Source organism: Acinetobacter sp. Ac8 (assembly GCF_055392545.1).
In genome coordinates this window covers 1,631,390-1,645,671 of sequence record NZ_AP043689.1, presented here as the reverse complement: position 1 = coordinate 1,645,671, position 14,282 = coordinate 1,631,390, and the positions used below count along the sequence as shown (strand labels likewise).

Here is a 14,282-nt window from a genome sequence, read left to right as displayed (position 1 = left end):
ATGCGAAAAAAAACTAAAATTAAAATATTACTCAATTTCTTTTGATTTTAAAAACAAAAATCCACTCCTTAAAAGTATTTTAGCTACAAAAATCATAACATTTATCATGACTTCTTACTTTTACTTATTTCTTTCTATACTCTTGCTTAGCTGTTATTTAAGTTTTCATCATCGAGGAGTTAACGACTTTTCAAAATCTTTAAAAAAAGCTCAATTACAGGCTTCTTTACTATCGGTACAACTCTACCCTCCAATTACATTAATAAATGGTATTGGTATATTAAATGAAAATAATAAAGAAATCTATGTTTATAACTTAGCCTGTGGAAACTATAAATGTGCAGGAATTAATGTTACAAATTTTCAATTAAAGACTTATTTATCTGAGAATTATAGTATTTTAATTCCTGAAAAACAGATAAAAGAATAACAATTATCTTTACCTGCATTAGCTAAAAAAGCTAGACAATGTAATAAATGACTTTTATTAAGCTCTTCTTTTTAAAATGCACTAATGAACTTTATTATTAAGTAAAAATGATTTGTTTTTGAAGGAGATTTTATACTTTCAACATACAAATCTAAAGCCTTCCATATAAGGGGAATCTCTTATATGGAAGGCTTTGTTAATTCTGGTCAGCCAAAACCGACTGACAATGTAGGTCAGCAAGCCAAGGATAATCGGCAATTTTTAGAGTGTCAATGTTCCAACTTAAGTGAATGTTTAGATTGCTCATATTTATCCATTTATCATTGCTGAAACTGAATGATGTGAATAGCATAAGAAACAATCTTTTAATTGATACACCTCATTTGATTTGAAATTATCAAGGTGATCCTTACTTATAATTCGTATAGGCTGTTTTTAGGAGTGATTAAAAAATCACTTAGAATTAAGAAACATAATGAAATTATACGACAGTTTTTTAGAAAAAAGTAGATTGTTATCTTCAAAGTTTAATTCGAAATTAATAATGGACTTAAATTTAAATACTTCAATTTACAATCAATAAAATATAATTTATTGAAAAATTTAAAATACAAAAAAGGCCTCATTGAATGTGGCCTTCTTGTAAATTCACTATTTTAATTTAGTTTTTGAATAAACCAAATAATTGTAGCCTTTTTAAATATTTTATTCGAAAAAGTATAAGCATCGGTATAATTGATAGAATAAAACAGCTTAGAACAAAAAATAAAAAATAATTATTCTTTGAAATATAAAAATGAAAATCTTTGATTAAATCAAAAATTAAAATAATAGGATATACAATCAAAATAATAAAAAAAATGTATGTTAAAAATATAAAAAAATTCTTAAAAATAGATTTTCTTTTCACGAAGAATAGAAGAGCTTGACCATACAAAAAAGATCCTATTAAAAGAAGAATACTATAAAACACAAAATAAACAAAAGTATTCAACCAGATCATTTTTTACTCCCTTCATATTGTTTCTGTATATAGTTTCCGCCAGTTTCACCAGCTCCAACGATACCACCTTCTACAACTGCTCCTACAACCAGCCCTGGAGTCCTATTAACACCTGGTGTTCCTAATGGTTTTCCAATCATATTAACTCTCATGTATGGCGCATACCTTGCAACAACTTGATTCGCAGGCCCACCAACAGCACCACCTATAGCAGCTCCGGCAATCGCAAAATAATTATAATTACACGGATCAGTTATATCTTTTTTCGATAATTTATTACCAACAACTTGACCCGCTATATTCGCAGCAACAGATCCAGCCGCGGCACCAACATAGTGTGAAGCCCATGGATTTACAGCACCAACGAGAGCTCCTGTACCTGCACCTATTATAGCTCCCTTCCATCCACCAGTAACATAACCACCAATACCACCAGCAACTGCACCATATGCAGCACCCAACATCCCAATTTCACCAGTTTCATCGATATAACTAATTGGATTATTTTCTACATAAGTATATGTATTTAAACCACCTGCTAATCCAATCGGATCACTCTGAGTATAACGCCCTATACTGGCATCATAGTAGCGATTCCAATTATACCAAAGTGTACTCTCTGCATCATAGTATTGCCCAGGAAAACCGAGGTTAAAGTCTCCAATACTACTTTGTACCACAGCACCGTCATAACTGCTAAGTTGAGCTTTCCACACCACAGCTTGATTTGAGTCAGTAATGACTTCTGGACGACCTAAGTGATCATTATGGATATAATAGAATTGATTATTGCTTACCACAGCAATCGGTTGACCACCTAGCCAAATATAGTTTTTCGCTAAACTGCCATTTTGTGATGTAGATAAAGGACTTTCAGCGAGTAATCGGCCATCCGGTGAATAGATATAATTGATGGTTCCACCATTACCAGATTTACGACTACGAAGATTAAAGACATCATAGTCATAACTTACTGTAGCACCTGTATTTACGCTTTTCAGACGGTTAAAGCCATCGTAGGTATAATTAACCGTTCCCCCATACCCAGTCTTTTGGGTTAGGTTACCCAATACATCATAACTAAAGTTTTTCGCTTCAGCACCCGTTGTACTAGTTAAACGATTTCCCTGACCAAGCATATAGTTCGTTACGGCATTGGTATTGCCTATGCGGTTGGTTCGATTGTAATTGCTGTCTTGTTGCCAGCGTTCGGTATATTGGGCTGAAGAAGCAAGGTTTAATTGCCCAAGTACATCATAGCTATAACTGGTAGTTTTATTGTTATCTAAGCCATTATTGATTTGGGTGATCCAATTATTGGCATTATAGCGATGGCTAAGATTTTGCACTCCCAGAGCAGTAATACCAATTAGGCGGTAATCCTGATCATAGCTAGCTTGTCGTGATAAACCATTGCCATAGGTCCAGTTTTTGATTCCACCATAGGGTTCATATGTCACATTGTTGACAATCGTCTGTGTTGAGCTTGCTGTTTTGAATTTAACCGCACTTACTCGATTTAATCCATCATATTCATAAATGACTTTATTATTTTCACTCCCACGGCTTTCTCCAATCAAATTACCTAAACTGTCATAGTTCCAATAAGTTGAGTAATTAACACTAGCTATATTTTTAATTTGTACAGAAAGTTGACCATCTTTGGTATATCCATAACCTGTAGAAGTAACCCCATCAGCTGTTGCACACAAGCGACCAACACCATTGCTACAATTATCATAAACCCAGCTTTGGATCTGATCGCCTGTCTGCGCTTTAGTTCGGCGATTTAACGCATCATAACTATATGTTGTGCTGACATTATTTGCACGCGTTAAACGAATCAGATTACTATCTGGATCATATTGATATTTGGTTAATCCTGTATCTGGACTATTGATTGATAACAGTTGACCAAGTCCATCATAACTATATGTTGTTGTATTGCTTTTAGCATCTTTAACACTAATCAATTGCCCAACAGCATCATAGTTATATAGAATAGTCGAACCATCACTACGACTCTCTAAATTGATATTACCTTGTGAATCATAAGAGTATGAAGTGATATTACCCAATGAATCCGTTTCTTTAATAACATTTCCATTGGCATCATATTCATAACGCTGGTTTTGTCCATTGTTACCCAAGTCTGCGGTTGTCCATCCCAGTTGATTATGTTGATTACTTTTAGAATAACGAACCGAACCACCTTCTTTAAAACTGACACTGAGGAGTTGTCCAAGATTTGAATATTTAAACTCTTGACTACTTAAAACTTGACTAGCGCTACCATGAGTAATTTGAGTGATTGTGCCATTATCATTGTAATAAATAATCTCTTTACTTCCATTACGATCAATTTCAGTTGCGCCAAATGGGCCATATTTAAATGTTTGAGTTCGAGTTTGGTTATTCTCTAATATTTGTTCTTCTTTAATGATACGACTACGGCTATCATACAAAAAATTAGTAATTAATCCATTGCTATCAACAATTTTTCCTACGTTTCCTAAGCCATCATAATTACTATAAGTAATAATTTGCCCCAAAGGATTCCTAATCTCTAATAGATTTCCTGATGAATCATATAAGTTAACTGTTACTTTTCCGTTGTTGTTAATGGCAATAGTTTGTGGAATCTTATTTTCATGAAATGAATATCCATAACCAACAGTACTACATGAATCTAGAGCACAAGTCTTTATACTTTTAATACGATTATGACCTTCATAGTAATCATAACTTACAGTTTTTATTAAAGAATTATTACTAGCATTAAAGTATTCAATTTTAGTAATATAACTTGGCAAATTTCTCCAAGTATATTTTTTTGTGATCGCATTATTATAATTCCCATTCTTTATACCAGATGTTTCCTGAATTACTCGCCCAAATTTATCTCGTTGATAATGTGTCTCTATACCATTCCAGTCTTTTTTTATCGCAATCATACCTAATTGATCATAAGTAGTCATAGCACTACTATTCGGGCAACTATCTACCCCACTACGCTCCATCCTTAATAATTTATTTTTTTGAGCATTTGTATAAATATATTTTGTAACACTTCCTAGCGGATTAGTTACTATAGTATAGTCTTTACCATATTCAAATTTATTTACTTGCGACCCATCACTTCGCCCACTTTGAATAGCAATGTTTTTATTGTATCCATAAGAACTAAATCGCTTACCATTAATTGATATACCTGTTAAAAGATAGGGTTTTGAGCCATTTTCACCATAGTGATAATTGTAAATTGTTCCGTCTGGGAATTTTGTATCTAATAAATATGGGCTTCCATAGTTAATATCATAAGTATTTCCATTAGGATCCGTCACTTTACTAATTTTACCCAAAAATCTCCCATTAGGCTTCCTATAGAAATTTATTGATTTTCCATTAGTATGTGTTGCTTTGATATAAGAAATATTCTCAAAACTTAAAGTCCATCCAACACCATGTGCGTTCTTCTTACTAAAAAGTACACCATTTGATCCATAAATTTCCTGTCCGCCATCAGGAAGAGTTACATACCAATCCCCATCTATCTTTTTAACTGCATACCGCTCATCAATATAATAATCACTTCCATCAGGTAATCTACGAATGAGCTGCCCATTTTGACTTACTCGAAGTGAATAAGTAAAGTTATCAGTCCATCCAACACTTATCCTGTTTTCACGGTTAGGATCAAGATCACCTTTAGCAGAGGTATCATAATAAAGTATAAATTCTAATGGCATTTCTCCTTTAGATTTAAAATAGACAACCTCTTGATGCTTATTCCCATTTGAAACTTCAATAGGATTACCAACAACTTTCTCACAATCGTTATATTCAGAATCTTCAATTGTTGATGGACGAGTATATTGAAGAAGACTGGGTGGTGGATCAAAAGGATAACATTCATAATCCTCTGGAAAGAAACACTCGAACTTAGGCTCTTCTTTCGTTTTAGTTTCTTTAACAGCTGTTACCTTTATTACAGGTAATTGACCAACTTCATTAGCATTTGCATTGCAAATACTCACACTTAATAGTGTTAACATTAGTTTCTTAAATTGTAATTTTTGCATTTTGATTAGTGAAAGTATAAATTCTCGGAAATACAAACAATAACATAATTAATAATGATTTTCATTACTATTTAATGTTTTCTACCCATTCTTGTTATACAAATATTTAAAGTACCTGATATTAAAAAAAGTAAACACATGATCCATCTTAAAGATAACCTAACTCTAATCTTTAGAGATTGAAATGAAAAAATACGATTCAGCCCTGAATTCAAACATTAATCAATTGATTATTCAACATTCGATAAATGGATCTGTGAAGCCAATCTTATTGCATCAAGATTCAAGGATGTTTCAATTAAACGGTTGAAATGTATAGGTAGGTCACTCTACATACAAGAATATCCTCATCCAAATAGTGAAATTATCTTTCATGATCAAATTTTTTTCGTAAACAAGTCTTAGATTTTACCCACCTCAAGCATTCTTCATTGCAGAATCAATTTCTCATGATTTTGCTTATGCGCTTGTATTACAACTGATGGGACAACAATCCTATTTATAGCTTTTTATTCAAATTGTAGTAATTCGACGTTCACTGATTTTCTGAACAATCCACGTATTTACCTCATGCGCAATCCAGCCTACTCGATTGCTGCTCAGATTAATTTGTTGAGGAAATCTGGCATCGTGATACTTTGATTTAGGGTCTAGCAATAAATAGATTGTGGCTCTACTGAAGTTAAACTCAATTTATCTATTATCCAAAACCTTCTGAATTATTCTTATTTAGACTATTTTAATCCAAAATTATATGTGGATTATTATGTGAAACAAAAGTATAGACAACAAAAATCTCTTGTAAAAACAAGATATTTTCCAATATTTAACAAAAGTGGTGCCATATAACATCTATCTTATACCATCTAAACTAATACAATTTAGAAATGGTCAGATTGAAACAATCTCTATAAATCCTCCCTAAAGACTCCAATTAATCAGCACATTTTCGTAACAATGTTGCACACTCATTTTCATAAGTGTGCAAATTATATGTCCCTTTTATTCCTTTTTTAGAATGCCATAATATAGCTTCAGCAATATCCGTTGGATATCCTAACCTAGATAAATTAGTTCTCAATGTCCTTCTTAAGTCATGAGGATTCCAATCTTCCATATCTTCTGGCCATAACTGGTCAGGTTGTAAATTATGATTATTGGCTCTATATTCACCTTTCAATACCCACTTTGTTTCAGTCAAAGTTTTTTTGAGCAATTGGTTTTCCTGTGCAAAATAACGGAAATAAATAAAGGCTATTCAAACGTGGAAGAGTTTTTAAGTACTCTACACATTGTTTCGATAATTCGACAAAACGCTCAGAAAAATAATCTAAACCGGTTGCGTAATCATAGGCGATAACACACGCCCTGCCTGTACCTAAGCTCCGCGATCAATAATCTTTTTAATAAACTCTACAATATCCTTTCTAAGCACACTTTCAACTTACATATGGCCTAAAACTGCAATTACATCAGCATATAGAGTTCATCTTGCTTCAAGTTTTCCTTTTAATTTTCGCGCACCTTGTATATTTTTCTTAACTCCAGAGCGTGAATCAATAATCACTTTAGTTAAATAAAGATCAACTACGTCTTTTACGGTTAATATTTTATTAGTTTCTGATAGTTTTTCTTTTTTATTTTTGATTACCAGTTTTATGCTTTCGTTTCAGTTACTGGACAAACACCTTGTGACCTTAATAACATCAAACGCTGAAGTTCGATAAGCGCCTCAAGTCACATGTCAGGATAGTTATCCAATTCAGCATAGTTACCGTAATTTTTTTCAAAGAATTATCTATCGGGCTTCTATAACGATAAACGAAGCTTTTCAAACCAGTCTTACCGCAAACCACTCTCAAACCTGAATATTCACCGATATCACTTTTTACGGCATCCCTCTTCTTCATCTTATCAATAGCACGAGCAGATCATGCCATTTTCTTTTTGTTGCTAATTTCCGCACTCATCTTCGGATTCCTTTTTGTGAATCAGCCTCAATTTGTTAAGATGACGGCCGAGAGAAACCAATTTGTTTCCTCACACATTGTTGACTCAATTTTGGCACGAACAAAAGTACACTAAAGCTATGCTTTTTCCTTTGCTTAGGTCAGATTTGCACAGAAGTTGTTAGAATTGGTTAGATTGCCAAACTTTCAAAATAAACTTATTTATTATTTAAATTTAGAGATTTAACATACATGAATAGCATGGAAACAATGGCTGACTTATCCTCCCACACCCCTATGATGCAGCAATATCTAAAAGTAAAAATGCAGCATCCACACTCTTTAATGTTTTATCGCATGGGCGATTTTTACGAACTGTTTTTTGACGATGCTAAAAAAGCCGCAAAACTTTTGGGTATTACCCTCACTCATCGTGGTAAAGCAAATGGTGAACCTATTCCAATGGCGGGTGTTCCATACCATGCTGCAGAAGGTTATTTGGCGCGTTTGGTTAAAAAAGGCGAAGCGGTTGTCATCTGTGAGCAAATTGGTGAAGTCACAGGTAAGGGACCTGTTGAACGCGGTGTGGTGCGAATTATTACCCCTGGAACATTGACCGATGATGCCCTGTTAACCGCAACACAAGCATCGAATCTTGTTGCAATCTGCTTTCAACAAAACCAAATTGGTATGGCACTACTGGATTTAAGTGCGGGTATTTTTAAAGTTCAACAACAAGAATTTAAATCTGAAAGCTTGGCGATTGAATTAGCTCGCTTAATGCCAAGTGAGATATTGGTCGATGAGGACATAGTCGACCCAAATATTATTGAAGATATTAAACGACAAATTGAATGCCCGATTACCAAACGGCCCAATGTCGATTTTAATTTAAATAACGCACAAAAAACCTTATGTGACCAATTCGCAGTTTCCACACTTTCTGGTTTTGGTATTGACCATCTACCCTTGGCTAAAGCGGCTGCCGCTGCACTGATTCATTATGCCAAAGAAACTCAAAAAACTGCGTTACCACATATTCGTTCAATTAAATTAGAACAAAGCTCAGATTTTATTGCACTTGATCCTGTTACACGCCGTAATTTAGAAATTATTGATCCATTATTTGAGCACGGTACTTCGCTATTTAGCTTAATCAATGATTGCCAAACTGCAATGGGCGGACGATTACTGGCACGTACCTTGATGCAACCCATTCGTGATACTCAAATCTTAGATGCACGTTTAGATGCAACGGATACTTTACTCAAAGGCTACCATGAAAGTCCTGTTCGCTTAGTCTTAAAAGAAATTGGCGATATTGAACGGGTTTTAAGTCGTGTTGCACTTGGCAGTGCACGTCCTCGTGATTTGGTGCAGCTTCGTCAAGCATGTGCACAAATCCCATTTTTAAGACATGCAATCCAACCGATTCTTGAGACTCAGCAATCTAAATTGATTGTGCAATTGAATGAAGAATTGGGCGATTTTAATGGATTACACCAACGTTTACTGTCTGCGATTGTTGAACATCCTCCTGTACTATTGCGTGATGGCAATGTAATTGCAGAAGGTTTTGATGATGAGCTTGACGAACTGCGTAAAATTCGTGACCATGCAGGCCAATTCCTGATTGATTTAGAAATCAAAGAGCGAGAAAACACGGGCATTAATACCCTGAAGATTGGTTATAACCGTGTCAGTGGTTACTATATCGAACTCACCCGTGCCCAAGCAGAACAAGCGCCTGATCATTACATCCGTCGTCAGACGCTGAAAAATGCCGAGCGTTATATCACCCCAGAATTAAAATCTTTTGAAGATAAAGTACTTTCCAGTGAATCACGTGCGCTTGCGCGAGAAAAACTACTCTTTGAAATGTTACTGGAAGAATTAAGAGCGGATATTGCCAATTTACAAATGATGAGTGCATCGATTGCTCATATCGACTTATTGGCAAACTTTGCCCATCAAGCCCGTTTGAATAATTGGAATCGACCTGAATACAGCCCAGAAATCGGGATCAAAATTACCGCAGGTCGCCACCCTGTAGTTGAGTCACTCAGTAAAACGCCATTTACCCCCAATGATACCCTACTCGATTTCAATCATCGTATGGCGATCATTACAGGGCCAAACATGGGCGGAAAATCAACCTTTATGCGTCAAACTGCTCTGATTAGTTTGCTGGCGTATTGTGGTAGTTTCGTCCCAGCTAAAACAGCGAAGTTAGGACCAATTGACCGTATATTTACTCGAATAGGCTCTGCTGATGATTTATCTACGGGTAAATCTACCTTTATGGTGGAAATGACCGAAACGTCTCAGATTTTGCACCATGCAACCAATCAGTCTTTGGTGCTTATGGATGAAGTTGGTCGTGGTACAAGTACTTATGATGGGCTATCCCTAGCTTGGGCATGTGTACTTGATCTGACCAAACGAATCAAATGTTTATGTCTCTTTGCCACACATTATTTTGAATTAACTGAACTTTCAAAAGAAGTGGCAATTGATAACTACCATGTGACTGCCAAAGAGTTAAATGGTAATTTGATTCTATTGCATAAAGTGCAACAAGGTCCTGCCAGTCAAAGTCATGGTTTACAAGTTGCAAAACTTGCTGGGATCCCTGCTGGAGTGATTAAAGAAGCGCAAAAGCGTTTAAAAATTTTAGAGAAACAACAACAGCAACAATTGCAATCCGTTGTACAAAATGACCTATTTGCAGAAGTTGAAACCGTTGAACCTGAAAAGCTTGAACACATCATTGAGATTGAAAAAGTCGTTGAAGTTGAAAAGTCATCACCTGTACTCGATGCTTTAGCAAATATTGATGTCGATGATTTAACGCCTCGCCAAGCGCTAGATCACCTCTATGCATTAAAAGCAGCACTAAATGCATAAGCAGTAACAGCTATCCAGTCTAAGTAAGTTTGAAATTCTCTACTTAGGCTGGAAATAACTTGCGTCTATTGGTCTTTAAAGAGCAATCCATAATAGGTGATTGAGTACTCAGTTTTAGGAGAATAATATCAATATTTCACTCAAGCCCCTGCAGCTTTCCGATATAGATCTCATTTGGCAACATATTGATCGACGTGAATTAATCACTCAAATGTATCTACAAGAAAAGCAAAAATTACATTTGGTCGATTGTTTTTATGATGTGCAAAGCTGGGATGAATATCATTTAGAAAATGATCCCCAGTTGTTAAAGCAGCATCTTATTCAAGGTGGACGATGTGTGGGCGCATTTAATCAATTGAATCGATTAATTGGTGTGCAACTGGTATCTAATCAAGTCATCACTGATTATCCAGAGGCGAAGCTATTACAATATTTTTATGTCGATGCAAATCATCAAGGTCTTGGTCTTGGTACACAGCTCATGCACTCAGCGATAAAATCAGCTGAGCAACTTGGTGCACAACAACTGTATATTTCAGCAACACCAACCCAGCGTACTGTCGACTTTTATCTTAAACAAGGCGCGCAGGTCTTAGAAAAACCTGATCAACAATTATGGGAATTAGAACCTGAAGATATTCATCTTATCTATACATTGTCATGATCTAACGGATACTGAAAATACAGCTCTAAATAATTCTAAAGATAATGACTGACTAAAAAACCAGCACACGAAGGCGATAATCCCATTTCGCTTCTGTGATTTAGTCTCATATTTATGTTCTTTTTTGAATATGTTTAGCATTTTTTCACCTATGGCCACATCAAAATAACAGCGCATATTTTAAAAAATGCATAATTCATCACAAGTTAGGAGAATTTTCTATAAAAAAAATTGATTTAGCAGGTTCTTCTATATTAAATATCAATAAAAGCAATTGTTAGTTTGCGGCGTTTTCCCTAAAATACAGCATTATTAATTAGAACCATATTTTTAGGTAGCTGACGCCATGACCTTTGTTGTCACTGAAAATTGTATTAAGTGTAAATATCAAGACTGCGTAGAAGTATGTCCAGTAGACTGTTTTTATGAAGGTCCAAATTTCCTAGTCATTAGTCCAGACGAATGTATTGACTGTGCGCTATGTGAACCTGAGTGTCCTGCAAATGCAATTTTCTCTGAAGATGAACTCCCTGAAGGTCAAGAAGTATTTATTGAACTAAATGCTGAACTTGCTCAAAAATGGCCAAACATTACTCAAATCGGTGATCAACCTGAAGATCGTGAAGAGTGGAATGGTAAAGCCGATAAATTACAATACTTAGAAAAATAAGTATTGTATAAAAAAGATCAGCTTAGGCTGATCTTTTTGCATTTTAATATGTAAATTGTACATTTATTTGCAATTTATCCATAATACACGCGCCAAACTAGACTAAAATAACCTGTTACTTGCTTTAGCTAATATTGAGAATGAAATTTATTTTGAAAGGTTTACTTGCTGTCGGTGTTACTACAATGATTCTGGCTGGATGTACATCTTCCCCTCAAAAGAATCCAACAATTAGCACGTCGCATGGTCAGCGTATTTACATCCCCGAAGAAAAAATTACGATTGAGCGCCCCATTCCTCCTAAAACGATGCCTTCATCTTATGGCCAATGGTTGATCTATGGAGACAATCAGTCACGTGCACGTGATTATGAACGTTTTCTTGAACAAAATAATGCTGGAAATATTATTCCTAGTTTTGAGTTATTTAAAACTGCACGGGATTGGGACAAGTGTGGTAAGTCTGAATATATGATTCCAAGCCGTGAGCTTTGGAGTAATCAATTACCAACATTAAAAGTATTTAAATACTTGGTTGCCTCTAAAGTTCTGACTGATTTTACTGTAACCTCGGTATATCGAGACTTACCTTTAAACCAATGTGCCGGTGGTGCTGGATCTTCACGTCACTTATTCAATTCAGCCATTGATTTCCGTATTGGGCCAGAAAATCCGCAACCTCAAGACTATGCGTATATTGAACATACCAAATTCAAATTATGCCAGTTCTGGTCGCAGTATGGCCAAAGCTTAAACATGGGCTTGGGACTGTATGCTTCAGGGCAAATCCATATTGATACTCAAGGATATCGTACTTGGGGACCTGATCTCACCCGTAATAGCTCAATGTGTAATTTTTAATACCCCATATTCAATTTAAAAGAGATCAATAAGATCTCTTTTTTTTATGACCAAGCATTTGATCATTGATTATATTTTAGATCAAAACAGCCTTAAATAAAAAACGCCCAATGAAATTCATCGGGCGTTTTTTGAAATAAAATTAATCTATTTCAAACGTCAATCAACTGGATATCAATCTAGTCAATTGCAGGCGTATAGGTACCATCAGCAATCGCATCTTTAATACGATCAGCTTCTTCTAATACCAAGGCAAGAAGATTCTTCACGTTTTCTAAAGTTGCAACTGGACTTAAAGTCGTCATTTTCAAAGATTGAACCTGTCCAACTTTAGTCACACCAATATTGGCTTCACCGCGCGCAAATAATTCATCTGCAACGTTTTGATTCAAAGTATCAAGTAATTCAACTGGATAATTGTCAGGTATTACACGGAATAATACCGATGCAAATTGTGGATCAACCAGCATTTCCAAACCAGCAGTAGCATTGATGTAATCTGCCACTTCACGAGTTAGCTTAACGCCATGGTCAATCATTGAACCATAAAGCTCTTCACCTAGGTTTTCAATCGTCATCCACAATTTCAACGCATCAAAACGGCGTGTAGTTTGTAGAGATTTAGACACTAGGTTCGGTACACCATGTTCTTCATCATAAGCAGAATTTAAATATTCAGCTTCATAATGCATAAAACGATAGTTCGCTTCATCTTTCAACAAGAACGCACCACATGAAATACTTTGGAAATAATGCTTATGGAAATCCAATGTAATCGAATCAGACAATTCAATACCATCAAGCATTGAACGGTAGTCATTCGATAAAATCAGTGCACCACCCCATGCTGCGTCGATATGCATCCACGCGCCATATTTATTGGTGATTTCACGCACTTTCTTTAATGGATCAATCGCGCCTGCATCGGTTGTCCCGGCAGTCGCAACGACACAAGCAACAATTTTGCCTTCAGTCTGTAAATGCGCCATGGTTTTTTCGAGCGCATCAACATCCATCTGTGCATTTTCATTGACTGGAACAGTCACCACAGATTGGAAGCCCATGCCCATCATCGCCATGTTCTTTTGCACAGAAAAATGTGCATTTTCAGAACAGATCACTTTGACATTACGCATGGCGTCACTTGGAACACCATCACGCTGCACAGACCAAGGCAGACCATTTTCGTCTTTCCAGTTCTTGGCAATACACCAGTCACGCGCTAACAATACGCCCATTAAGTTAGATTGAGTACCGCCAGAAGTGAATACACCTGCCTGACCTGCACCATAACCTACTTTTTGACGTAACCAATCGATCAATTGAACTTCCATCAAAGAACCTGCTGGGCTTTGATCCCATGAGTCCATTGATTGGTTGGTCGCATTAATCAAGACTTCAGCAATTTGACTTGTCACCATGGTTGGGCAATGCAAATGTGCTAAAGAGTGCGGATGATGTACTTTTAAACTTTTGTTCAGAAAAAGCTCAACCATACGCTCAAGCGATTGGTGTAAACCTAGACCTTGTTTAGACGGTGCAAAAGAAATCGCTTCACGAAGTTCTTTAATGCTCCCACCTGTATACATTTTGTCATTTTGCAACCATGCTGCGACCGCTTTAGTCGCCTCACCCATTGCTGACTCATAGTCAGCAATAGATTGAGCATCATTGCAGAGTAACGCTTTACGATGTTCTGCAAAATCTACCATGA

Annotated in this window: 8 protein-coding genes and 1 pseudogene; 5 read left to right on the top strand and 4 right to left on the bottom strand. The window is 35.7% G+C overall.

What is annotated here, in order from left to right; genetic code table 11:
• The first annotated feature begins 106 nt into the window (after window positions 1-106).
• On the top strand, window positions 107-430 hold the full coding sequence (locus ACZ5QH_RS07785) for a hypothetical protein (RefSeq protein ID WP_303576524.1): 324 nt from the start codon (window positions 107-109) through the stop codon (window positions 428-430).
• A gap of 999 nt (window positions 431-1,429) precedes the next feature.
• Here ACZ5QH_RS07785 and ACZ5QH_RS07780 read toward each other — a convergent pair.
• The 3 genes and pseudogenes from ACZ5QH_RS07780 to ACZ5QH_RS07770 form a co-directional block, all read right to left on the bottom strand.
• Entirely contained in the window at window positions 1,430-5,488 is a 4,059-nt protein-coding gene (locus ACZ5QH_RS07780) for an RHS repeat-associated core domain-containing protein (RefSeq protein WP_303576523.1), read from the bottom strand.
• Window positions 5,489-6,028: 540 nt separating this feature from the next.
• Window positions 6,029-6,193, bottom strand: a pseudogene (locus ACZ5QH_RS07775) (helix-turn-helix transcriptional regulator); the annotation flags it as partial.
• A gap of 256 nt (window positions 6,194-6,449) precedes the next feature.
• Complete coding sequence (locus tag ACZ5QH_RS07770) at window positions 6,450-6,731, bottom strand: site-specific integrase (protein ID WP_419761919.1); 282 nt, start codon at window positions 6,729-6,731, stop codon at window positions 6,450-6,452.
• A 985-nt stretch (window positions 6,732-7,716) separates the two neighbouring features.
• Between ACZ5QH_RS07770 and mutS the strand changes: the two genes are divergently transcribed.
• From mutS to ACZ5QH_RS07750, 4 genes are all read left to right on the top strand, one after another.
• Complete coding sequence (gene mutS / locus ACZ5QH_RS07765) at window positions 7,717-10,371, top strand: DNA mismatch repair protein MutS (protein WP_151803461.1); 2,655 nt, start codon at window positions 7,717-7,719, stop codon at window positions 10,369-10,371.
• A 133-nt stretch (window positions 10,372-10,504) separates the two neighbouring features.
• Window positions 10,505-11,038, top strand: a complete 534-nt coding sequence (locus ACZ5QH_RS07760) for a GNAT family N-acetyltransferase (RefSeq protein ID WP_419761920.1) — start codon at window positions 10,505-10,507, stop codon at window positions 11,036-11,038.
• Window positions 11,039-11,384: 346 nt separating this feature from the next.
• Window positions 11,385-11,708, top strand: coding sequence for a ferredoxin FdxA (gene fdxA, locus ACZ5QH_RS07755; protein WP_004721686.1), 324 nt, complete (start codon window positions 11,385-11,387; stop codon window positions 11,706-11,708).
• A 140-nt stretch (window positions 11,709-11,848) separates the two neighbouring features.
• Complete coding sequence (locus ACZ5QH_RS07750) at window positions 11,849-12,568, top strand: D-Ala-D-Ala carboxypeptidase family metallohydrolase (RefSeq protein ID WP_303576521.1); 720 nt, start codon at window positions 11,849-11,851, stop codon at window positions 12,566-12,568.
• Window positions 12,569-12,747: 179 nt separating this feature from the next.
• On the opposite strand, the gene ACZ5QH_RS07745 is transcribed toward ACZ5QH_RS07750, so the two are convergent.
• Entirely contained in the window at window positions 12,748-14,280 is a 1,533-nt protein-coding gene (locus ACZ5QH_RS07745; RefSeq protein WP_303576520.1) for a pyridoxal phosphate-dependent decarboxylase family protein, read from the bottom strand.
• Window positions 14,281-14,282 lie beyond the last annotated feature (2 nt).

Coding starts and splice junctions, on each gene's coding strand:
- ACZ5QH_RS07785 (WP_303576524.1), top strand. CDS start 107: ATGACTTCTTACTTTTACTTATTTCTTTCTATACTCTTGCTTAGCTGT.
- ACZ5QH_RS07780 (WP_303576523.1), bottom strand. CDS start 5,488: ATGTTAACACTATTAAGTGTGAGTATTTGCAATGCAAATGCTAATGAA.
- mutS (WP_151803461.1), top strand. CDS start 7,717: ATGAATAGCATGGAAACAATGGCTGACTTATCCTCCCACACCCCTATG.
- fdxA (WP_004721686.1), top strand. CDS start 11,385: ATGACCTTTGTTGTCACTGAAAATTGTATTAAGTGTAAATATCAAGAC.
- ACZ5QH_RS07750 (WP_303576521.1), top strand. CDS start 11,849: ATGAAATTTATTTTGAAAGGTTTACTTGCTGTCGGTGTTACTACAATG.
- ACZ5QH_RS07745 (WP_303576520.1), bottom strand. CDS start 14,280: ATGGTAGATTTTGCAGAACATCGTAAAGCGTTACTCTGCAATGATGCT.